Source organism: Pseudomonas sp. Z3-6 (assembly GCF_051131985.1).
Taxonomy (GTDB): Bacteria; Pseudomonadota; Gammaproteobacteria; order Pseudomonadales; family Pseudomonadaceae; genus Aquipseudomonas; species Aquipseudomonas zanjanensis.
In genome coordinates, this window is sequence record NZ_CP071644.1 from 1,069,896 (window position 1) to 1,090,996 (window position 21,101).

General features: G+C 60.8%; 19 protein-coding genes. 5 read left to right on the forward strand and 14 right to left on the reverse strand.

Features of this window, described 5'->3' with window-relative positions:
- Window positions 1–53: 53 nt before the first annotated feature.
- The 3 genes from J3P88_RS04860 to J3P88_RS04870 all read left to right on the forward strand — a co-directional run bounded on the left by J3P88_RS04860 (window position 54) and on the right by J3P88_RS04870 (window position 1,452).
- Window positions 54–467: a tautomerase family protein gene (locus J3P88_RS04860; protein ID WP_434574286.1), complete on the forward strand. Its 414-nt coding sequence runs from the start codon at window positions 54–56 to the stop codon at window positions 465–467.
- A 19-nt stretch (window positions 468–486) separates the two neighbouring features.
- Complete coding sequence (locus tag J3P88_RS04865) at window positions 487–1,173, forward strand: energy-coupling factor ABC transporter permease (protein ID WP_434574288.1); 687 nt, start codon at window positions 487–489, stop codon at window positions 1,171–1,173.
- Window positions 1,174–1,236: 63 nt separating this feature from the next.
- Window positions 1,237–1,452, forward strand: a complete 216-nt coding sequence (locus tag J3P88_RS04870) for a hypothetical protein (RefSeq protein ID WP_053125334.1) — start codon at window positions 1,237–1,239, stop codon at window positions 1,450–1,452.
- Between the two features lie 146 nt (window positions 1,453–1,598).
- Here the strand turns inward: J3P88_RS04870 and yacG are convergent, their stop codons facing one another.
- From yacG to pilB, 5 genes are read right to left on the reverse strand one after another with little or no spacing between them, the layout of a single operon-like run.
- Window positions 1,599–1,805: a DNA gyrase inhibitor YacG gene (yacG, locus tag J3P88_RS04875; protein WP_186709040.1), complete on the reverse strand. Its 207-nt coding sequence runs from the start codon at window positions 1,803–1,805 to the stop codon at window positions 1,599–1,601.
- Window positions 1,802–2,425: a dephospho-CoA kinase gene (coaE, locus tag J3P88_RS04880; RefSeq protein WP_434574291.1), complete on the reverse strand. Its 624-nt coding sequence runs from the start codon at window positions 2,423–2,425 to the stop codon at window positions 1,802–1,804. The genes yacG and coaE overlap by 4 nt, the downstream gene beginning before the upstream one ends.
- Before the next feature lie 12 nt (window positions 2,426–2,437).
- The gene (locus J3P88_RS04885) at window positions 2,438–3,307 is read right to left on the reverse strand and encodes a prepilin peptidase (RefSeq protein WP_434574292.1); all 870 of its coding nucleotides are present in this window, start codon (window positions 3,305–3,307) and stop codon (window positions 2,438–2,440) included.
- A 1-nt stretch (window position 3,308) separates the two neighbouring features.
- Entirely contained in the window at window positions 3,309–4,526 is a 1,218-nt protein-coding gene (locus tag J3P88_RS04890; RefSeq protein ID WP_186730373.1) for a type II secretion system F family protein, read from the reverse strand.
- A 2-nt stretch (window positions 4,527–4,528) separates the two neighbouring features.
- Window positions 4,529–6,229, reverse strand: coding sequence for a type IV-A pilus assembly ATPase PilB (pilB, locus tag J3P88_RS04895; RefSeq protein WP_434574293.1), 1,701 nt, complete (start codon window positions 6,227–6,229; stop codon window positions 4,529–4,531).
- A gap of 224 nt (window positions 6,230–6,453) precedes the next feature.
- Between pilB and J3P88_RS04900 the strand changes: the two genes are divergently transcribed.
- Complete coding sequence (locus J3P88_RS04900) at window positions 6,454–6,876, forward strand: pilin (RefSeq protein WP_186709061.1); 423 nt, start codon at window positions 6,454–6,456, stop codon at window positions 6,874–6,876.
- 343 nt (window positions 6,877–7,219) lie between these two features.
- Window positions 7,220–7,573, forward strand: coding sequence for a BON domain-containing protein (locus tag J3P88_RS04905; protein WP_186709064.1), 354 nt, complete (start codon window positions 7,220–7,222; stop codon window positions 7,571–7,573).
- A 330-nt stretch (window positions 7,574–7,903) separates the two neighbouring features.
- Here J3P88_RS04905 and J3P88_RS04910 read toward each other — a convergent pair whose 3' ends face one another.
- The 9 genes from J3P88_RS04910 to J3P88_RS04950 all read right to left on the reverse strand — a co-directional run bounded on the left by J3P88_RS04910 (window position 7,904) and on the right by J3P88_RS04950 (window position 20,577).
- The gene (locus tag J3P88_RS04910) at window positions 7,904–8,200 is read right to left on the reverse strand and encodes a DUF2845 domain-containing protein (RefSeq protein WP_186709067.1); all 297 of its coding nucleotides are present in this window, start codon (window positions 8,198–8,200) and stop codon (window positions 7,904–7,906) included.
- Between the two features lies 1 nt (window position 8,201).
- A complete protein-coding gene (locus J3P88_RS04915; protein WP_434574296.1) occupies window positions 8,202–11,135 on the reverse strand; it encodes a DUF748 domain-containing protein in 2,934 nt (977 codons plus the stop codon).
- Window positions 11,136–11,255: 120 nt separating this feature from the next.
- Entirely contained in the window at window positions 11,256–12,272 is a 1,017-nt protein-coding gene (locus J3P88_RS04920; RefSeq protein WP_434574298.1) for a class I SAM-dependent rRNA methyltransferase, read from the reverse strand.
- A gap of 221 nt (window positions 12,273–12,493) precedes the next feature.
- A complete protein-coding gene (gene acs / locus J3P88_RS04925) occupies window positions 12,494–14,431 on the reverse strand; it encodes an acetate--CoA ligase (RefSeq protein WP_434574300.1) in 1,938 nt (645 codons plus the stop codon).
- Window positions 14,432–14,622: 191 nt separating this feature from the next.
- Window positions 14,623–16,287 (reverse strand): glucose-6-phosphate isomerase, encoded by a 1,665-nt coding sequence (gene pgi, locus J3P88_RS04930; protein WP_186709079.1) that lies wholly within the window; start codon window positions 16,285–16,287, stop codon window positions 14,623–14,625.
- Between the two features lie 372 nt (window positions 16,288–16,659).
- Window positions 16,660–17,520 (reverse strand): pantoate--beta-alanine ligase, encoded by an 861-nt coding sequence (gene panC, locus J3P88_RS04935; RefSeq protein ID WP_434574302.1) that lies wholly within the window; start codon window positions 17,518–17,520, stop codon window positions 16,660–16,662.
- Window positions 17,517–18,317: a 3-methyl-2-oxobutanoate hydroxymethyltransferase gene (gene panB, locus J3P88_RS04940; RefSeq protein ID WP_186709086.1), complete on the reverse strand. Its 801-nt coding sequence runs from the start codon at window positions 18,315–18,317 to the stop codon at window positions 17,517–17,519. Before panB ends, panC begins: the two co-directional genes overlap by 4 nt.
- Before the next feature lie 373 nt (window positions 18,318–18,690).
- The gene (gene folK, locus J3P88_RS04945; protein WP_434574304.1) at window positions 18,691–19,176 is read right to left on the reverse strand and encodes a 2-amino-4-hydroxy-6-hydroxymethyldihydropteridine diphosphokinase; all 486 of its coding nucleotides are present in this window, start codon (window positions 19,174–19,176) and stop codon (window positions 18,691–18,693) included.
- Between the two features lie 3 nt (window positions 19,177–19,179).
- Entirely contained in the window at window positions 19,180–20,577 is a 1,398-nt protein-coding gene (locus J3P88_RS04950) for a polynucleotide adenylyltransferase PcnB (protein WP_434574306.1), read from the reverse strand.
- Window positions 20,578–21,101 lie beyond the last annotated feature (524 nt).

Genomic DNA, 21,101 nt, shown 5'->3' on the forward strand with positions numbered 1-21,101 from the left:
TTGACGTCGCGACGACTGGGGAGAACTTCCCCAATCAATTGAGAGCAACTCACATGCCATTCGTTCGTACAGCCGTCACCAAGGGCACCAGCCAGTCGCAACGCCAGCGCATTGTCGAGGGCATACACCAAGCGCTGGTCGAGAGCATTGGCATGCCCGAGGATGAATTGTTCAACCTGGTCACGGACTACGATCCCGAGCAGTTTTTCTACAGCCGCACGTTTAACGGTGTGGATCGTTCAGACCATTTGATCGTGATTGAGATTACGATGCGCAGGGGCCGCAGTGATGCGATGAAGCGCGAGCTCTACAAAAAAATTGCCGACAACCTCGGTATTCAAGCCCAGGTTCGTCCACAAGACGTTTTCATCTTCATGCATGAGAATGACTATTCGGATTGGTCGGTAGGCTTTGGTAGGTTTGCAATGGCTCTGGTACAACAACCAGGAAGTGTCGCTCCCCAATAGCGAACGAACGGAGTAACCCATGATCGGTGCCGAACTGCTCTCCTCGCAGACCCAGGCGGCCGGCTGGCTGGTGTATGTGCCGGTGTTGGCCTGGGCCGTGGTGCGGGCACCGTGGGTCGAGCTGTTCACCGACAGCCGTCGCCAGCATCTGTTATTCGGCACGGTGCTGGCGTTGTTCATGCTGTGGCTGGTACGCCGGGATTTCGATACGGGTGTCTCGTATCATTTCATCGGCATGACCGCCGTGACGTTGCTGCTGGACTGGCCGTTGGCGATCCTGGGTGGCTTGTGCGCGCAGCTTGCGCTGGTGCTGCTGGGACGCCAGGACATGGCGGCGGTCGGGGTCAACGGCGCGCTGTTGATCCTGCTGCCGGTGCTTATCACCGAATGCTGCGCGATCGTGGTGGAGCGCGCCCAGCCACGCAATCTGTTCGTCTACATCTTCTGTTCGGGGTTTCTCGCCGCCGCGCTTTCGGCATTGGCGTGCCTGCTGCTTGGGCTTGGCCTGCTGTGGTACGACGGGATATTCGCCATGCCTTACTGGTTGGAGGATTTCATCGGCTACCTCTGGCTGATCATCTTTCCCGAGGCGTTCATCAACGGCATGGTGATCAGTGCGTTGGTGGTGTTCAGCCCCGAATGGCTGGAGACCTTCAACCGCACGCGCTACCTGTCGGCGCCGTGGAACGATGATGACAAGCCTTGATTCACGTCAAGGCTGCTCCATCACACGCCCTTCATGCTCTGGAAAACTTCCAGGAGCACAACCATGAGTGTTTATGAGTGGGCCAGACAAGAGATCAGGCGTAGCCACGATGCCGCAATGGAGATCGGTTTCGACCCGGGCTTGAGCCTGCGTGCCTTGCTCAGTGCCATCGTGCAGCAGAGCAAGACCGTGCGCAGCGCTGAAGACCTGGCCGACGAGTTGAGTTTCCTGGCGGAAAACCTCGACGATGAACAGGATTACGGTTTCATGCGGCCTTAGGAGATAACTCCTTTACCTGAGAGGACAATGAGCCTGTGGCGAGGGAGCTTGCTCCCGCTTGAGTGCGAAGCACTCATCGTTTTTTGGGGGACGCTACGCGCCCCAGCGGGAGCAAGCTCCCTCGCCACAATGATTCAGACCGGGCCTTAGTGATGGGAGCGAGGATTGAAGTCTTCGCTGAACAACTCATCCTCGGCGTCCGGGGCCACGGGGATCTTGTGTTCTTCCGACGCCCAGGCGCCCAGGTCGATCAGTTTGCAGCGGTCGGAACAGAACGGCCGGAATTTGCTCTCCGGGCTCCATTCCACGGGTGCGCCACAGGTTGGACAATCAACGGTTGGGGTTTGGCTCATGATTGGCCTCCACGCAAAGTAAGGTAAAAGTGATGCAGGCGCTCGACCTCGCTGTGCAGCCAGGCGAGGTCGCGGTCGTTGACCACCACGTCGTCGGCATGGCTCAGGCGATCCTGGCGGCTGGATTGGGCCTTGAGGATCGCTTGGACCTGCTGCTCGCTGGTCTGGTCGCGCTGTAAGGTACGTTCGATCTGCAATTGTTCTGGCGCGTCGATCACCAGGATCCGCTGGGTCATGGCGTACTGGCCTGACTCGATCAACAGCGGCGACACCAGGATCGCGTAGGGCGATTGTGCCTGGGCCAGGTGATGGGCGATTTCCTCGGCGATCAACGGATGCAGCAGTGCTTCGAGCCAGCGGCGTTCCTCGGCCTGCTCGAAAATCAGCTTGCGCAGCGCCGCACGGTCCAGGGCGCCGTCGGCCTGTAATACGCCTGGGCCGAAGTGTTCGGCGATTTTCGCCAGCGCCGGGCGCCCGGGCTCGACCACCCAGCGTGCGGCGTGATCAGCGTCGACGGCATGCACACCCAGGTCGATAAAATGCTGGGCCGCCGCGCTCTTGCCGCTGCCGATGCCACCGGTCAGGCCGAGGATCCAGGGTTTTTCCAGAGGGTTATTCATAGAAGATCGACATTAGAAACCGACAGACTGCCAGTAGAAGTCGGTTATTTGACCACCCCAGAGCAAGGCAATCCAGCCGGCAATGGCCAGATAAGGCCCAAAGGGAATTTGTGTCGACCCGGGAGCGTCACGCAGGCGCAGCACAATGACCCCGATAACGGCGCCCACCAGCGACGACAAGAGCAGCGTCAGCGGCAGGATTTGCCAACCGCCCCAGGCGCCCAGCATTGCCAGCAGCTTGAAGTCCCCGTAGCCCATGCCTTCCTTGCCGGTGATCAGCTTGAACACCCAGAACACCGACCACAGCGCCAGGTAGCCGACCACCGCGCCCCACATCGCCTGGTCCAAGGGAACGAACAGGCCGAAGCTGTTGACGATCAAGCCCAGCCACAACAACGGCAGCACCAAGGTATCGGGCAGCAATTGGTGCTCGGCGTCGATCAGGCTCATGCCCAGCAGGCCCCAGGTCAACACCATCACCATGCCGGCCTGCCAGCCAAAGCCGAAATGCCAGGCGACGAACGCCGACAACGCGCCGCAGGCCACTTCGGTCAGGGGGTAACGCTTGCCAATGGGCGCGGCGCAGCTCGAACAGCGGCCGCGCAACATCACGTAGCTGAGCACGGGGATGTTTTCCCAGGCGCGGATGCGATGGTCGCAGTGCGGGCACTGGGAGTGGGGCAACATCAGGTTATAGACCGGCCCCGGGGCCTCAGCCGGCAGGCCCAGCAAATCGTGGGCTTGCAAGCGCCATTCGCGGTCGAGCATCTTCGGCAGGCGCCACACCAGCACGTTGAGGAAGCTGCCGATGATCAGGCCGAGCAATGCCGCAACGAGCACGAAAGCCAGGGGATACAGCACGAAAAATTCGCTCAAGGGCATGTCAGATCGCAGAGCCGAGTTGAAAGATGGGCAAGTACATGGCAACCACCAGGCCACCGACGACGATCCCCAGGATCACCATGATGAAGGGTTCCATCAGGCTGGTGAGGTTGTCCACCAGATTGTCCACTTCGGCCTCATAAAAGCTCGCGACCTTGTCGAGCATGTCGTCCAGTGCGCCGGATTCCTCGCCGATGGCGGTCATCTGGATGGCCAGGTTCGGAAAGATCCCCGACGCGCGCATGGAAAAATTCAACTGCATGCCGGTGGAGACGTCCTGGCGGATGCGCTGCACGGCGCGCTTGAATACCACGTTGCCGGTGGCGCCCGACACCGAATCGAGGGCTTCGACCAGCGGCACGCCGGCGGCGAAGGTGGTCGAGAGCGTGCGGGCAAAGCGAGCCACCGCGGACTTGTACATCAAGGTGCCGATCAAGGGGAGCTTGAGTAGCCATTTGTCCCGCCAGTCACGAAACGCCTGGGACCGCTTGAGGGCATATTTCACCCCGAAAAACGCCCCGGCCAAACCGCCCAGCAGCATCCACCACCACTCCTGCATGAGCTCCGACAGGCCGATGACCATCACCGTGAAGGCCGGCAGCTGCGCCCCGAACCCGGAGAAGACCGATTCGAACTGCGGCACCACCTTGACCAGCAGGATGCCCGTGACCACCGCTGCGACGAGTATCACCGCCGTCGGGTAAGTCATGGCTTTCTTGATCTTGGCCTTGAGGGCTTCGCTCTTTTCCTTGTAGGTCGCGACCCGGTCCAGCAGCGTATCCAGGGCGCCGGCCTGTTCGCCGGCGTCCACCAGGTTGCAGTACAGCTCGTCGAAATACTGCGGGCATTTGCGCAGCGAGGCGGCGAAGCTGTTGCCGGCGGCAACTTCCTGCTTCACCGTATCCACCAGTTTGCGCATGTTGGGGTTGTCGAAGCCCTCGCCGATGATGTCGAACGCTTGCAGCAGCGGTACGCCAGCCTTGAGCATCGTGGCCATCTGGCGGGTGAAGAGGGCGATGTCCAGCGGCTTGATGCGCTTGCCCTTGCTGAATATCGAGGTGGATTTCTTGCGGACCTTCTCCGGGTTGATGCCTTGCTTGCGCAGTTGTGCCTTGACCAGGGCCGGGCTCTGGCCCGTCAGCTCACCGGTCATTTTCGTGCCTTTGCGGTCCTTGCCTTCCCAGGTGTACACATCGGTTTTGACTGCCTTGACCGCCATGTTCAATCCTTGGTGACCCGGTTGATTTCTTCGAGGCTGGTAACGCCCTGCATCACTTTGAGCAGCCCCGATGCGCGCAGGTCATTGAAGCCGTCCTTGCGCATCTGCAGATCGATTTCCAGTGAGTTGCCCTCGGCCATGATCAACCGTTGCAGCTCTGGCGTGTTCTTGACCACTTCGTAAACCCCCACGCGCCCTTTGTAACCGTGGTTGCACTGTTCGCAACCGACCGGCTCATAGATCGTGAATGAGCCGATGCGTTCCCGGGGGAAACCTTCCTTGAGCAAGGTTTCCTCGGGAATCTCGATGGCCTTCTTGCAGTGGTTGCACAGCTTGCGCGCCAGCCGCTGGGCGATGATCAGGTGTACGGCGGTGGCGATGTTGAACCCCGGGATACCCATGTTCTGCAAGCGGATCAGGGTTTCGGCGGCGCTGTTGGTGTGCAGGGTGGAAAGCACCAGGTGCCCGGTCTGGGCGGCCTTGATGGCGATTTCGGCGGTTTCCAGGTCGCGGATCTCGCCGACCATGATCACGTCCGGGTCCTGGCGCAGGAACGAGCGCAGGGCCTGGGCGAAGTCCAGCCCCTGGCGCGGGTTCACGTTGACCTGGTTGATGCCTTCCATGTTGATTTCCACCGGGTCTTCGGCGGTGGAAATGTTGATGTCCACGGTGTTGAGGATGTTCAGTCCGGTGTACAGCGACACGGTCTTGCCCGAGCCGGTCGGGCCGGTGACCAGGATCAGCCCTTGCGGTTGCTTGAGGGCGGCCATGTACAGGTCTTTCTGATCCGGCTCGTAGCCCAGGGCATCGATGCCCATTTGCGCGCTGGACGGGTCGAGGATCCGGATCACCACTTTTTCGCCCCAGAGCGTGGGCAGGGTGTTGACCCGGAAGTCGATGGACTTGGTTTTCGACAGGCGCATTTTCAGCCGGCCGTCCTGGGGTTTGCGCCGCTCGGAAATATCGAGGCTGGCCATGACCTTCAGGCGGGCGGCGATGCGGGTCGCCAATTGGATCGGCGGCTTGGCCACTTCCCGCAGCATGCCGTCGGTGCGCACCCGCACCCGGTAGGTTTTTTCGTAGGGTTCGAAATGCAGGTCGGAAGAGCCGCCCTTGATCGCGTCCAGCAACATCTTGTTGACGAAGCGCACCACGGGCGCGTCATCGGTGTCCTGGCCGCCGATGGCGTCCTGCTTGGTGTCGTCGATTGATTCGATGTCCAGGCCATCGAGGTCGACGTCGCCCATGCCTTCCAGGCCGGTGCTACTGGATTCGAAGAATTTTTCGATGGCGTCGCTGAGCTTGTCGTCCTCCACCAGGATGGCTTCGGTGGTCAGGCCGGTGCTGAACTGGATGTCGTTGATGGCCTGGTGATTGGTCGGGTCGGAGATGCCCACGTACAGCTTGTTGCCGCGTCGCCACAGCGGCAGGGCGTGGTGCTGACGCACCAGTTTTTCGCTGACCAGGCCGGTGGGTTGGGCTTCCTTGTCCAGGCTGTTGAGGTCCAGCAGGGCCACGCCGAAATGCTCCGAGGCGATTTCCGCGATCTGGCGGCTCTGGACCAGTTTGTTCTGCACCAGGTAGCTGACCAGGGGGATGCGGCTGCGTTGGGCCTGTTGATACGCCTGTTGCGCACTTTGCTCGGTGAGCAGTTCGGCCAGCACCAATTGCTTGGTCAGGCCGCTGAGGGCGATGTCATTCATGGGAATACCGGACGCGGACAGTTCATGACTTATAGCCTAGTCAAGCATCCACGCCAAACCAGCGGGCCGGGGTGACAAAAAACGTCAGATAGTGCGGTTGTTGAGGTAGGACGTCGCCGTTGTGCGGGATCGACACCCTTTATTGATGGGGCTTGAGGGTTGGCATGTGCCCTGCAATGGCGATTTCAGGTCATGAGATTTCGACTCATGCATGGGAGATGTCTATGAATAAGCAAAAGGGCTTTACGCTGATCGAGCTGCTGATCGTCGTGGCGATCATCGGCATTCTGGCGACGTTTGCGTTGCCGCAGTATTCCAAGTACCAGGCGCGGGCGAAGGTGACGGTTGGGCTGGCAGAAGCTTCTTCGTTGAAGGTGCCGGTGGAAGACCTCTTGAATAAAGGGACCACTCCAACGGCTGCCAATACGGGCGTACCGGCGTCGAGCAACAACTGCACGATGTCTGTTTCAGGTGATGCTGCTGCAGGGACGGCCAGCGTCACTTGCACCATAAAGGAAGCGCCTTCTTCCATCGTAGGTAAAACGATCATCCTCAGTCGTGCCGGGACAGGTACCTGGAGCTGCTCTTCCAATGTTGCTGAAGAGTTTTTGCCCGCAGGTGGCTGCACAGTGGCGGTTGCTCCTTGATTATCCTATCCACTGAGGTTTAGTCCGTGACCGCGGCGCGAGATTGCTTGCGCCGTATGGCCAACAAAAGGGCTGCTACGCAGCCCAGCGGGAGCAAGCTCCCTCGCCACAGAAAACCCTTCGCAATTCAGAAGCTTAGAAAGAGGCTAAAACCCGCAAGTTGCATGTCGAAAATCGGCGGCTCATGCATTTTGCATGATCGCCAAAATCGCCGCTTCGCTTAACCTGCTGATTCATAAGCAATTTATAAATGTTTCAAAACTGGCACAGCCTTCGCACTACTCCTGTTAACCCTGCCGGGATTCATCTCCGGCGGTTTCTGAGAAAAACAGGAGTTACTCGTATGAAGAAGTTCGCTATCACTGCCGCCGCTGCTACCGCTCTGACCCTGACCATGGCTAGCGCATTCGCCGAGACCACCCAAGCGACTCAGGCGCCAATGATGCTGGCTGCAGGCGAAGTGACAGAGGCCAAAGAAGACGTTTCCGATACCTGGATCACCACCAAGGTCAAAGCTGACCTAGTCACTGAAAAAGGCATTCCAGGCACAGATATCAAAGTCGAAACCAATAAAGGTGTTGTGTCCCTGTCTTCGATGACCAAAGTCACTGAAGCACAAAAAGACACCGCTGTGGCAATCGCCAAGAAAATCAAGGGCGTCAAGGACGTATCGGCTGACGGCCTGAAGGCCGAGTAAGGCCAAGACTTCTCGCCTGGACTGGGAGAAGGCACGGCAAGCGGGCTGAGTCATACGCTTGCCGTTGCTTTGGAGTTCATGCGAAAGGCCATAGGGATGTGGCCATTACAGGCCTCCGGCATTCGTGTCGGGGGCCTGTTCTATTTCAGGGTGGAAAATGTATATGGGGCTGGGCAGCCAGGGAGACCGAGTTGCCCTTTTCGCGAGCAAGCCCGCTCCCACAGTGAACCGAGTTTCTTCAGGAAAAATGCGATCCACTGTGGGAGCGGGCTTGCTCGCGAAGGCGGCAGCACGATCAACTCATATGCTGCTGATTGTGTAGCGGCCCGGTCACCGCCCCCGCTTGCTGGTGATCTCCACCAGCCGATTGCCCTCGAAACGCAGGTACTGATACATGCCGTTGTTGGGGCCGTAGGTCAATTCTTCCACCGGGTATTCTTCCCGGCGATTGACGCTGCGCTTGTAGCCCAAGTCATCCCGCGCCGCAGGCTGTCCGCACTTCTGCAGCACTTCGCTCAAGCGGTCGCCGACGCTGATCAACTGGTTGCCGCAGCGCAGCGTGGTGGCCGCCGATGCCTGGCCGGCGGCGAGCAATAGACCCAGGCCGAGCCCGTACCAGGGTTTCATCTTATTCGGCATCCAGATGCATAGGCGTGACCACCCGGCCATCGCTTTCGGCCTGGCCGAGGCTGGCGTCGATGAAATACACGCGGTCGTCGGCCAACTGACCTTTGTCCACCAGGAAATCCTTGATGCTGCTGGCCCGTTCCTGTCCCAGTTGGCGCAACAGCACGTCGCTGCCGCTCCAGAACTTGATCACGCCTTCGCGCAGTTTCTCGATGCGCGCCGTTTTATCCAGTTGCGTCCATTCGGCCGGCGGCTGGGTCTTGAGGCGCGTGCGGTAGATGCCTTCGAGCAGCGGTGCCTTTTCATCCTCGGGCACCTCTATCAGCGAAGCCTGGGCCGGAACCTTGTCACCCCGACGCTGGAGCATCTTGTAGTAGTTGTACTGGTATTCGCGCTCCAGCCGCTGGGCCGCGAGCAATGGCCCGTCGCTGCTTTCGGCGGCGGTACCCTCGATCTCCAGGCGCAGCTCGGGCCGTTTGGCCAAGGCTTCGGAGAGTTTGAGCAGCGTGCCTTCGTTATCCTTGCTCAGATCGCTGGAGCCCGGCGCAAATGCGACGCTGCCCAGGTCTTCCGAACCGCCGCCGGCCACCAGGCCACCAATGAGCTTGAACGGCGCCTGGGCCGCGCGGACCACCAGGTTGCGCAGGGTCTGCCAGACGATCGGCATGACGCTGAATTGTGGATCGTTGAGGTTGCCGCTGACCGGCAGTTCGATGGAGATCTTGCCCTCGGAGTCCTTGAGCAACGCGATGGCCAGTTTCAGCGGCAGGCTCACGGCGTCCGGGCTGTCGACTTTTTCCCCCAACTGCAATTGCTCGACCACCACTTTGTTGTCCGCCTGGAGCTGGCCCTTGGTGATGCGGTAATGCAGGTCGAGATTGAGTCGACCCTTGCGGATGCGATAGCCGGCGAACTTGCCGGAGTAGGGCGTCAGGGTAGTCAGCTCGACCCGCTTGAAGCTGGTGGCGATGTCGAGGCTGGCCATCGGATCGAAAGGGTTGACCGCGCCCTTGATGGTGACGGGCGCGTAACGGTCGACCTTGCCCTTGATGTCCACGCTGGCCGGTTTGGCCTGGCGGCTGTCGATGGTGCCGATCTGGCCATTGAGTTGCTGGATGGCCGTGGCGAAGTTCGGCGTGAGGCTGAAGTCGGCGAAGTTGGCCGAACCGTCATTGATGGCGACGCCGCCGATGTGGATGCCCAGCGGTTTTTCCTGGGCCGCCGGTTTGGCCGCGGTGTTCTTCGCGCCACTGTCGGCCGGTTGCGGAATCAGCAGGTCATCGACGTTGGTGGTGCGGTCGTCATTGATCATGAACCGCGCGTAAGGCTGGAACAGGTTGACCTTGTCGATGGACAGGCTGTCGCCGTGCTGGTAGTTGAGGCCTTCGAGAACCAGCTTCTGCCACTTGAGGAAATCACGGGTCTTGAGGGTGTCGAGGGTGTGCAACTGGTCGACCTGGGCGGTGCCGGTGACCGCAAAGGCCAGCGGTTCGGTGCTCTTGAGGTCGACCGCCAGGTCGCTGCCGAGCATCCCGGAGCGCAGCTCCAGGCGAATGAACGGGTTGATGTACGACTGGGCGACGCGCAGGTCGATGTCCTGCGTCTTGACCTTGAGCCTGGCGCTGATCGGGTTGAGGTTGACCTCGCCGTCGGCCAGGATCTTGCCCTGTTTGCCCAAACCGGTGTCGAGCTTGAGGGTAAAGGGCGAGCCGTTGAGGGTGTCGTAGTTCTGCAGGTCGAGGTTCAGTGGGCCGACTTCCAGTGCCACGGCGGGCTGCGCCTGACGGTCGGCCAGGTGCACTTGATAGTCGCGCAGTTGCACGTCCTTCAACAGCACCTGCCACGGTTTGCTCGGTGGTGCCGGTTCAGGTTTTGGCGAGTCGGCTGCCGCCGGGGCGGATGCCGGTTCAGCCTTGACCTGCGGTTTGGCCGGCTGGCTGGCGAAGAGTTTCTGCCAGTCCAGCTGCCCGTCTGCCTCGCGAGCGGCCCAGGTTTCCAGCTTCTGGCTACGGATCTTGCCCACCACCACTTGCTGCTTGGCCAGGTCTACCGTGGTTTCGCTGACATCCAGGCGCTCGAGTTTCACCAATGGACGGCCATCGGGGGCCTTGATGGCGAAGGGAGCGACACTGACCGCGACATTGTTGAGCAGCAGTTCGGTGCCTTTGGCCAAGTTGAGCTTGTAGTCGGTGCTGAGGTTCAGGACGCCGTTTTCCAACACCAGCGGCACCGCGTCGCGCACGTAGGGCCACCAGGCTTTCATCTGGCCACCAGTGACTTTGAGCGTACCCTGGGAAGCAATTGGCGAGAGGCTGAAATTGCCGGTCCAGTCGATCTGCCCGCCCTCGGGGCCGGCGGCCACCAAGGTCATGTCGGCGTTGTCGTCGGGCAGGGTGCTGAGGTTCTTCAGCTCGAAATCGAGGGTGTCGTACAGGAACTCGATGGGCTCGCTGGGACGCAGGTCCTGGAAATGCACGTAACCGCCAGCCAACTTGATTCGATCGACCCGCAGCGGAAAAGGTTTGGCCTCGGGATCGGCGGGCGTCGGTTCGCTGGCCGGTAACTTGAACAGGCCCAGTAGGTTCAACTGACCGTCCTTGGTGAACACGACTTCGGTCTTGGGCTTGTCCAGTTCAATGTCGACCAGGTGCAAGGCGCCGGACCACAGGCTGTCGAGTTGCAAATTGGCGTACAGCCGTTCGAAGCCGACTTGCTCTTTGCCCGGTTCGCCGATGTTCAAGCCCCAGAGGGTGACTTCAAGGCTGAAGGGATTGAGTTCGATGCGCTGGATCTGGGCCGGTACTGTCGCAAGGGCGGCCAATTGCTGGTTGGCGATGCGCAAGGCAATGCCTGGCAGAATCAGGAAACCCAACAGACTGTAGAGGGCCAGTGCGGTCAACAGGGCGCCGATAGCGCGAATCAATCCTTTGGGCATGTGCGGCTTCATCTAGGTGTGAATTCGGAGTGCCTTGGAGTATGGCATGCGTTTACGGTTCCGAAGCCACTGTGATTTATGAGATTTATCTGGTTTCCCTGTGAGAATTCAGTCCGGGGCCTAGAGCTGGAGGATCAGCGTCTTGAGCGGTGGTTGCTGATCCAGGGAGGGAAAGTCGCTGCCTGGGGTCAGCACGCTCCAGTCGCGCACCGGGCGGTCGGCTTTTTCCGCACAGCGCAACACCTGCTCGCGCCAGTCATCCATGGGCACTTTTGCCAGGTTGTTGCAGCAGATCAGCACACCATTGTCAGCGGTGGTGAGCAGCGCCGGTTTCAGCAGGCTTTGGTAGTCGCGCAACAGATCGACGGTGCCGAACGCACTCTTGGCCCAGGCCGGTGGGTCGAGGAGCACCAGGTCGTACTGGCGTTGCTCCAGGCGCACATAGCTGGGCAGTTTTTGCCCGCGACGCTGGCTGATGGGCAGGCCGGCCAATTGGCGAATCGCCGGGAAGTAATCCGACTGCACGAATTCCATGGGCTGCAAATCGGGGTTGAGCAGGCCGTTTTCACGGCCCACCGCCAGGTTGCCTTCGGCGAAGTCCAGGTTGCACACTTCACGCGCGCCACCCGCGGCGGCGCTCAGGCCGACGCCGCAGGTGTAGGCAAACAGGTTCAACACGCTTTTGCCGCGGCTGTGTGCCTTGACCCAGCCCCGGGCATTGCGCAGGTCGAGGAACAGCAGGGGATCCTGCCCGGCATGGCGGCCGCGGACACGATAATTCAAGCCCCACTCATGCCCGACCAGGTCTTGCAGGGCGGCTTCGTCCGCCCGATAGACGGTGTCCTGGCGGTCGATGCGGGAATTGCCCCGGGCGCGGTCGTTGTAGACCAACAGGGTCTCCAGCCCCAGGCGTTCGTTGACGATGCCGTGCAATTGCAGCAGGTCGTCGCGTTCCAGCGACTGGTGGAAGCTCTGCACCAGCAGTTGCGGGCCATAGCGGTCGATGGTCAGGCCGGGCGCGCCTTCCTGGCTGCCATGGAACAGGCGATAGCAGTCGGTGCCTTGCTGGTGCAGTTGGCCGAGCAGTTCCTGGCGCTGGTCGAGGGCGGCGCGCAGCGCCTGATTCAAGGAAGACATGCCGGGCGCGCCTTAGAGAAATGAGGCGCGGGAGTTTAGCAGTTATGAAGGATGGGGTTTTAGGTTGCACAAGGTTACGAGCTAGACACCGTCCTGTGGCGAGGGAGCTTGCTCCCGCTGGGCTGCGCAGCGGCCCTATGATTTTTGGGAGTGCTACGCACTGGAGCGCCAGCCCGGTCCAGCGGGAGCAAGCTCCCTCGCCACAGGTTCTTGTGTTTGGCCTAGCGATTCAGCCGCTTGTCGATCAACCCCTCCACCACGCTTGGATCGGCCAGGGTCGAGGTGTCGCCAAGGCTATCGAGCTCGTTGCAGGCGATCTTGCGCAGGATGCGCCGCATGATCTTGCCCGAGCGGGTCTTGGGCAACGCCGGCGCCCACTGGATCAGCTCCGGCTTGGCGAAGCTGCCGATTTCCTTGCTGACGTGAGCCAACAATTCCTTCTTCAGCTCATCATTGGCCTCCACACCGTTCATCGGCGTGACAAACGCATAGATGCCCTGGCCCTTGAGGTCGTGGGGGTAACCGACCACGGCGGCTTCGGCGATGCTGTCATGCAACACCAGGGCGCTTTCCACCTCGGCGGTGCCAATGCGATGCCCGGAGACGTTGATCACATCGTCGATGCGCCCGGTGATCCAGTAGTCGCCGTCTTCGTCGCGGCGCGCGCCGTCACCGGTGAAGTAATAACCCGGGTAGGGCTTGAAGTAGGTGTCGACCATGCGTTGATGGTCGCCGTAGACACTGCGGATCTGCCCCGGCCAACTGGATTTGATCGCCAGCACACCGCTGCCGGCACCGTTGATTTCCTTGCCCACCTCATCCAGCAAGACCGGTTGCACGCCGAACATCGGCCGTGTGGCGCAGCCTGGCTTGAGCCGTGGGGCACTGACCAATGGGCTGAGCATGATGCCGCCGGTTTCGGTCTGCCACCAAGTATCGACAATCGGGCAGCGCTGTTCGCCGACCACGTTGAAATACCATTCCCACGCCTCCGGGTTGATCGGCTCGCCGACGCTGCCGAGCAATCGCAGGCTTTTGCGGGACGTTTCCTGCAACGGTCCGGCTCCTTCACGCATCAACGCGCGCAGGGCGGTCGGCGCGGTGTAGAAGATGTTGACCTGATGCTTGTCGATCACTTGCCAGAAACGCGAACTGGTGGGGTGGCTCGGCACGCCCTCGAAGATCAGCGTGGTGGCGCCGTTCGCCAGCGGGCCATAGACAATGTAGCTGTGGCCGGTGACCCAGCCGACGTCGGCGGTGCACCAGAACACCTCGTTGTCGCGGTAGTCGAGCACGTACCTGAACGTCATCGCCGCTTGCAGCAGATAGCCGCCGGTAGTGTGCAGCACGCCCTTGGGTTTGCCGGTACTGCCTGAGGTGTAGAGGATGAACAGCGGGTCTTCGGCGTCCATCGGTTCGGGCGGGCAATCGTCGCTGATGTCGTGCATGGCCTGGTGATACCAGAGGTCACGACCTTCCACCCAGTCCACTTCGCCCTGGGTGCGCTCGACCACCAGCACGGTGCTGACGTTCGGGCAGCTTTCCAGGGCCTTGTCGACGTTGCGCTTGAGCGGTATGAAGCGCCCGCCGCGCACCCCTTCGTCGGCTGTGATCACGGTGCGGCAATCGGCGTCGAGAATCCGGTCGCGCAGGGAGTCCGGCGAGAAGCCGCCGAACACCACCGAATGCACCGCGCCGATGCGGGTGCAGGCGAGCATGGCGTAGGCGGCCTCGGGGATCATCGGCATGTAGATGCAGACCCGATCGCCTTTCTTCACGCCACGGCTTTTCAGCACATTGGCCAGGCGGCAGACATGATTGTGGAGTTTCTTGTAGGTAATTTGCGCCGATTCGGCAGGGTCGTCGCCTTCCCAGATGATCGCGATCTGGTCGCCCCGTGTGTCCAGGTGACGGTCGATGCAATTGGCGCTGACGTTCAGCTTGCCGCCGGCGAACCAGGTCGCGTCGCCATTCTTGAGGTCATAGCGCTGGACGGTTTGCCAGGGCGTCATCCAGTCGAGAAAGCGCGTGGCCTGCTCGGCCCAGAAGGCGCTGGGGTGTTCGATGGATTCCTTGTAGAGCCGCTTGTACTCGTCCTGACTCAGTTGCGCAGCCCGGCGGACGGCATCGGCGTGGGGGTACTGGCTGATATCGAACATGACGGTTCCTTATTCTTGTTTTGCGACAAGATATAAAGATGCGCCCAGTGAATATTCAGTTCAAGTTGTTCATGGAGCCCGTGTGGGAGCGGGCTTGCTCGCGAAAGCGGTGTGTCAGACACATTAATGGCAACTGACACACCGTCTTCGCGAGCAAGCCCGCTCCCACAGGAGGAATGCAAACCCAGGGATCAGCCGCGATGACGACCGCGGAAGTAGTTGATCAAGCCCTGGGTCGAGGCATCTTCGGCCGGGTTTTCTTCGCTGCCCACCAGGCGGTTGTAGACGCCCTTGCCCAGTTCCTTGCCCAGCTCCACGCCCCATTGGTCGAAGGCGTTGATGCCCCAGACCACGCTCTGCACGAACACTTTGTGTTCATACAGCGCCACCAGTGCGCCGAGGCGACGTGGGCTGATGCGTTCGACCACCAGGGTGTTGCTCGGACGGTTGCCCGGGATCACCTTGTGGGAGGCCAGTTTCTGCACCTCTTCTTCGCTGGCGCCCTTGTCCCGCAGCTCGGCTTCGGCCTCGGCGCGGGTCTTGCCCAGCATCAGTGCCTGGCTCTGGGACAGGCAGTTGGCGTACAGCCACTGGTGATGGTCGGCAACCGGGTTGAAGCTGACGATCGGCACGATGAAGTCGGCCGGGATCAACTGGGTGCCCTGGTGCAGCAACTGGTGGTAGGCGTGCTGACCGTTGCAGCCAACGCCGCCCCAGATGACCGGGCCCGTGTCGGTCGACACCGGGGTACCGTCCTGGCGCACGCTCTTGCCGTTGGATTCCATGTCCAACTGCTGCAAATGTTTGGTGATGTTACGCAGGTAGTGGTCGTACGGCAGGATCGCATGGCTCTGCGCGCCCCAGAAGTTGCCGTACCACACGCCCAGCAGCGCCAGCAGCACCGGCATGTTCTGCTCGAATGGGGCGCTCTGGAAATGCTGGTCCATGGAATAGGCGCCGGACAACAATTCCTTGAAGTTCGACATACCGATGGCCAGGGCGATCGGCAGGCCGATGGCCGACCACAGCGAGTAGCGCCCGCCAACCCAGTCCCACATCGGGAAGATGTTTTCTTCACGGATGCCGAAGGCCACGGCGGCGGCATTGTTGCTCGACACGGCGATAAAGTGGCGATACAGCTCCGCCTCGGAACCACCCTGGGCCAGGTACCAGGCGCGGGCGGCCTGGGCGTTCTTCAGGGTTTCGAGGGTGTTGAACGATTTCGACGAGACGATGAACAGCGTGGTTTCGGCGCGCAGTTTCATGGTCAGTTCGTGGAACTCGCTGCCGTCGATGTTCGCCAGGTAGTGGCAGCGAACGCCTTTGTGCGTGTAGGACAACAGCGCTTCGGACACCAACTGCGGGCCGAGGAAGGAACCACCGATACCGATGTTCACCACGTCGGTGATGGGCTTTTCGGTGTAGCCGCGCCACAGGCCGTCGTGAATGCGGCCGACCAGGTCAGTGATCTGGTTCAGCACTTTGTGCACGTCCGGCATCACGTTGACGCCGTTGACCAGCAATTTGTCCCCCACCGGCCGACGCAGGGCGGTGTGCAGGGCAGGGCGGTTTTCCGAGGCGTTGACAATTTCGCCTTCGAACAGCGCCTTGATCGCGCCCTTGAGGTCGACTTCGTTGGCCAGGCCCACCAGCAGGTCGCGGGTCTGGGCGTTGATCAGGTTTTTCGAGTAGTCGAGAAACAGACCGCAGCTCGACAGGGTGAATTGTGTGAAACGCTGCGGATCGGCATTGAACGCTTCGCGCATGCTGAAATCCTGCATGGCTTTGCGGTGGTCATTCAGCGCTTGCCAGGCTGGCAGAGCGGTCACGTCATGAGGGGTTCGGTAATACGCCATCGCTGCGGGTTTCCTTTTTACTTGAACGACCTTTTGTACACGAAAAATTCCGGCGCGGCTCGAGGTGGGCGTCCGGACACTGCATCGACACGATCGCCAGACACAGGGCGACTACAGTAAACCTCGCGTTGCGATCTGTCTTGACTTTGTCTGACTGGTTCCCGGTACTTTTTTATACATCGAGGATGGGAAGGGGTCGACAGACGGAAACGCGGTGAGGTCTTGCGGGCAAACTGAATTGCTGTGGGGCGAGCCTTGTGGGAGCAAAGCTTGCTCGCGACGATGCGGTCACATTCAACGCCTATGTCGACTGTCAGACCGCTATCGCGAGCAAGCTTTGCTCCCACAGGCACCTGCTCCCACAAGGGGGCTTCAGGCGGGCGTGTCGAGATCCAGATGCAGATTGTCGATCAGGCGCGTGGTGCCCAGGAAGGCGGCGACCAGAATCACCAGGTCGCGGTCCTCGCTCGACGCCGGACGCAAGGTCTTGGCGTGACGGATTTCCAGATAGTCGGGACGCAGGCCGGCGGCTTCGAGTTGCTTGAGCTGCGCACCGATCAGCGCCGGGAAATCCCGCTGACCCTGCTTGATTGCCTCGGCGATCTGGTTCAGGGCGCGATAGACCACGGGCGCGACGGCGCGTTGGTCCGGGCTGAGGAAACCGTTGCGTGACGACAGCGCCAGGCCGTCTTCGGCGCGAACGGTCGGCTCGCCGATGATCTGGATCGGAATGTTCAGGTCATGGACCAGGGCGCGGATCACCGCCAGTTGCTGGAAATCTTTCTGGCCAAACACCGCCAGGTCAGGCTGGACCATATTGAACAGTTTGCTGACCACCGTCGCCACACCCTCGAAATGCCCGGGACGGCTGGCGCCGCACAAGCCTTCGGACAATTGCGGAACGCTGACCCGGGTTTGTCCGGTCATGCCGTCGGGGTACATCTCTTCGACGCTGGGGGCGAACAGCAAGTGGCAGCCGGCCTGGAGCAGTTTTTCCTGGTCGGCCGCCAGGGTGCGGGGATATTTGTCCAAATCTTCGCCGGCGCCGAATTGCAGCGGGTTGACGAAAATGCTCGCCACCACGAAGTCGGCCCGTTGCGCAGCCTTGGTGACCAACGCCACATGCCCGCTGTGCAGGTTGCCCATGGTTGGCACGAAGGCAATGCGCTTGCCTTCGCCGCGGGCACGGGCCACGGCGGCCCGCAGTTCGCGTACGGTTTTGACGGTGTTCATGCAGAAAACCCGTGTTCGGTGCCCGGGAAGGTCGCCGCCTTGACTTCAGCGACGTAGGCACTCAAGGCGCCGTGGATAGAGGTTTGCCCAGCCATGAAGTTCTTGACGAACTTGGGCACGCGCCCGGTGATCGATAATCCGAGCATGTCGTGCAGCACCAGTACCTGGCCGTCGGTAGCGCTGCCGGCGCCGATTCCGATCACTGGAATCTTCACCGCATGGGTGATTTCTTCAGCCAGCTCGCTGGGCACGCATTCGAGCAGCAACATCGCCGCGCCCGCCTGCTCCAGGGCAATCGCATCGGCGCGCATTTGCCGCGCCTGGTTCTCATTGCGGCCCTGGACCTTGTAGCCGCCGAGGATATTCACCGCTTGGGGAGTCAGGCCCAGGTGCGCGCACACTGGAATGCCTCGCTCGGCCAGTAGCCGAATCGAATCGGCCAGCCACAACGCGCCTTCGACCTTGACCATGTGGGCACCGGCCTGCATCAGCATGGCGCTGTTGGTCATGGTTTGCTCGAGGGTGGCGTAGGCCATGAACGGCAGGTCGGCGAGAATCAGCGCATCGGTGTTACCACGTTTGACGGCGGCCACATGGTAGGCCATCTCGGCGGTGGTCACCGGCAGCGTGCTGTCGTGACCTTGCAGCACCATGCCGAGGGAATCGCCCACCAGCAGCACTTCGACACCGGCCTCGTTGCAGGCGTGGGCGAAGGTTGCGTCATAGCAGGTCAGCATGGTGATTTTTTCACCTTTTTGCTTGAGACCTTGCAGCGTGGTCAGGGTAATAGCTGGCATGAAAAAGTCCTCATTAGGCGCTCGAATTCAGGCGCACCTTCTATGCGTGGTGCTTGTAAGGCCTGGATTACGCCCATTAGCGCCGCGTTGGCGGCGACGGGACGCCTATAGTCGTGAGGAGCACTCGGGAAGTCAATTGGATGTGTTACCGCCGGGTGTTACCGGGGTGACTGATGCGTTTCAGCTTGGGATGGGGTGGCAGTTGCTGATGATGCTGGACCTGCGGGCCTCTTCGCGAGCAAGCCCGCTCCCACATTGGATCTTCAGCGGACACAAACTTTGTGTACCACACAGATCTACTGTGGGAGCGGGCTTGCTCGCGAAGGCGATCTAACAGTCGACATCTTCAGGCCAGGGGCTCCCTTAGGCTGCATCAGTTTGGAGGCAAGCGTTCCAGGCCGACGAATGGGCACGCCGCAAGCAGATCCTCGAGCAGGCGCCCATCGGCCAGGCGCAGGTCGGCGGGGGCCAGTTCGGCCAGCGGGTAGAGCACAAAGGCCCGGGCCTGCATGTGGTAGTGGGGAACCTTGAGGCGTGGCTCGTCGATCAGGCGATCACCGAACAGCAGGATGTCCAGGTCCAAGGTGCGCGGCCCCCAACGTTCGAGACGTTCGCGACCCTGTCCGGTTTCGATGGCTTGCAGCGCATCGAGCAGGTCCAGCGGTGCCAGGCGGCTGTCCAGCGCTGCCACCGCGTTGGTGTAGCGCGGCTGGCCGGGGAGCAGGGAATCGCTTTGATAAAACGCCGAGACACCTACCAGTTGCGTGTCAGGCAACTGCGCGAGCGCCTGGACGGCGCTGCGCAATTGTTCGGCGGGTTCGGCGAGGTTGCTGCCCATGCCGATGTAGATGCGTTTCATCGATTATTCGCCCGAAGCGCTCGGTTCACTGGCCCGTTTACGCTTGGCACCGCTGCTGCGACGACGCTTGCGTGGGCCGCTGGCGCCATCATCCTTGCCGCTGAGCTCGCGAATCATGTCGCGACGCTCGCTGTCGTTGGCGTCCTGGTAATCGGTCCACCATTCGCCCAAGCCATCGGTCTGCTCGCCTGCGCTTTCACGCAGCAGGAGGAAGTCGTAGCCGGCGCGGAACCGCGGGTTGTCCAGCAGCAGGTCGGCACGTTTGCCGCTGCGCCGTGGCAGGCGCTCCTGCATGTCCCAGATCTCGCGGATCGGCATCGTGAAGCGTTTTGGAATGGCGATGCGCTGGCACTGTTCGGCGATCAGCTCGTGGGCGGCTTCCTGCATCGCCGGGATCGGCGGCATGCCACGGTCTTGCAGGCGCAGCACCCGGGCCGGCAGGGCAGGCCAGAGCAGGGCGGCGAACAGGAACGCCGGCGTCACCGGCTTGTTCTGCTTGATGCGCAGGTCGGTGTTGATCAGCGCTTCGCTGATCAAGGTGTGGGTATAGGTCGGATTGTGCTCCAGGGCCTCGGCACTGGCGGGGAACAGCGGATCGAACAACTGCAAGTCCACCAGCATCTCGAAGGTATCTGCCGCGTTGCCCGACAGGAACAGCTTGAGCACTTCCTCGAACAGACGGGCCGAGGGGATCTCTCGCAACATCGGCGCCAGTTCGCGAATCGGCGTGGCGCTGTGTTTTTCGATGCCGAAATCCAGCTTGGCGGCAAAACGCACGGCCCGCAGCATCCGCACCGGGTCTTCCTGGTAGCGTTGCTTGGGATCGCCGATCAGGCGGATCAGGCGATTGCGGATGTCGTGTACGCCGTTGGCGTAATCGAGGATGCGTTCGCTGACCGGATCGTAATACAGGGCATTGATGGTGAAGTCGCGGCGTTGCGCGTCTTCTTCCAGCGTGCCGTAGACGTTGTCGCGCAGGATGCGCCCGCTCTCGTTGCGGGAAGACTGGTTGCTGTCTTCCTCTTCATCGCTCTGCGGGTGATTGGCCCGGAAAGTCGCCACTTCGATGATTTCGCGGCCGAAATGGATATGGACCAGCTTGAAGCGCCGGCCAATGATCCGGGCGTTGCGAAACTCGGCCCTTATCTGTTCCGGCGTGGCGCTGGTGGCAACGTCGAAATCCTTGGGAGTGATGTTGAGCAGCATGTCGCGCACGCAGCCACCGACCAGGTAAGCCTGGTAGCCGGCGCTCTGCAAACGTTCGACGATGTTCACCGCATAACGGCTGAACTGGGCCTTTTGCAGTGAATGCTGGCCGCTGTTGAGCACTTCAGGCGTGCTGCGAATGTGTTGCGTACGACGCAAGGGAGAACGGAATGACTGGAACAGCTTCTTCAGCATGGGATGCACTGTTTGAAGGAATGTTCGGCCAAAAACGAAGAATGACCGCATGATGGGCGGGGATTCTAGCATTTAGTCGAGGGATGGTGTAGGACAGAGGAGTTTTGGGCTGCAAGCTTTCAGCGACAGGCATGTAGGCTGCGGGGAAGGCGGAACGACAGAAACCACAAGGGGAGCCGAAGCTCCCCCAGAATTAGTTGCGTGCTCTGTTTTTATTATTGGTTTCGGGCTTCTTGTTTTTGTTGAGTGCCCGCGCCACGAGGTTTTCCCTTCGTGACCCTCCCAATCGGGAGTCAAGAGCAAACGGATTGCTTTGGTCGCTGTGTTGCAGTGATCAATCGATCCAACCAGTTCAGGCACCTGTCTTGAGACAGTTTTTATTGTTCTCGGCCTGGTTGTGGGGCAAGCCCCAAATACAACGCCTCTCCAAAAGAATCAGTTAGCTGCGCCTCTCGCCGTCTTGTTTTTATTGTGCGTGAGTCGATTCGTCTTATTTTTATTGTCTTTTGCATTGCTTGTTATTG

Bases quoted from the DNA above. Each gene is read 5' to 3' on its own strand.
- J3P88_RS04915 (WP_434574296.1), bottom strand. From the start codon at position 11,135: ATGCCCAAAGGATTGATTCGCGCTATCGGCGCCCTGTTGACCGCACTG.
- J3P88_RS04900 (WP_186709061.1), top strand. From the start codon at position 6,454: ATGAATAAGCAAAAGGGCTTTACGCTGATCGAGCTGCTGATCGTCGTG.
- pilB (WP_434574293.1), bottom strand. From the start codon at position 6,229: ATGAATGACATCGCCCTCAGCGGCCTGACCAAGCAATTGGTGCTGGCC.
- panB (WP_186709086.1), bottom strand. From the start codon at position 18,317: ATGCCAGCTATTACCCTGACCACGCTGCAAGGTCTCAAGCAAAAAGGT.
- J3P88_RS04885 (WP_434574292.1), bottom strand. From the start codon at position 3,307: ATGCCCTTGAGCGAATTTTTCGTGCTGTATCCCCTGGCTTTCGTGCTC.
- J3P88_RS04905 (WP_186709064.1), top strand. From the start codon at position 7,220: ATGAAGAAGTTCGCTATCACTGCCGCCGCTGCTACCGCTCTGACCCTG.
- coaE (WP_434574291.1), bottom strand. From the start codon at position 2,425: ATGAATAACCCTCTGGAAAAACCCTGGATCCTCGGCCTGACCGGTGGC.
- J3P88_RS04920 (WP_434574298.1), bottom strand. From the start codon at position 12,272: ATGTCTTCCTTGAATCAGGCGCTGCGCGCCGCCCTCGACCAGCGCCAG.
- yacG (WP_186709040.1), bottom strand. From the start codon at position 1,805: ATGAGCCAAACCCCAACCGTTGATTGTCCAACCTGTGGCGCACCCGTG.
- J3P88_RS04870 (WP_053125334.1), top strand. From the start codon at position 1,237: ATGAGTGTTTATGAGTGGGCCAGACAAGAGATCAGGCGTAGCCACGAT.
- panC (WP_434574302.1), bottom strand. From the start codon at position 17,520: ATGAACACCGTCAAAACCGTACGCGAACTGCGGGCCGCCGTGGCCCGT.
- J3P88_RS04865 (WP_434574288.1), top strand. From the start codon at position 487: ATGATCGGTGCCGAACTGCTCTCCTCGCAGACCCAGGCGGCCGGCTGG.
- pgi (WP_186709079.1), bottom strand. From the start codon at position 16,287: ATGGCGTATTACCGAACCCCTCATGACGTGACCGCTCTGCCAGCCTGG.
- folK (WP_434574304.1), bottom strand. From the start codon at position 19,176: ATGAAACGCATCTACATCGGCATGGGCAGCAACCTCGCCGAACCCGCC.
- acs (WP_434574300.1), bottom strand. From the start codon at position 14,431: ATGTTCGATATCAGCCAGTACCCCCACGCCGATGCCGTCCGCCGGGCT.
- J3P88_RS04890 (WP_186730373.1), bottom strand. From the start codon at position 4,526: ATGGCGGTCAAGGCAGTCAAAACCGATGTGTACACCTGGGAAGGCAAG.
- J3P88_RS04950 (WP_434574306.1), bottom strand. From the start codon at position 20,577: ATGCTGAAGAAGCTGTTCCAGTCATTCCGTTCTCCCTTGCGTCGTACG.
- J3P88_RS04910 (WP_186709067.1), bottom strand. From the start codon at position 8,200: ATGAAACCCTGGTACGGGCTCGGCCTGGGTCTATTGCTCGCCGCCGGC.
- J3P88_RS04860 (WP_434574286.1), top strand. From the start codon at position 54: ATGCCATTCGTTCGTACAGCCGTCACCAAGGGCACCAGCCAGTCGCAA.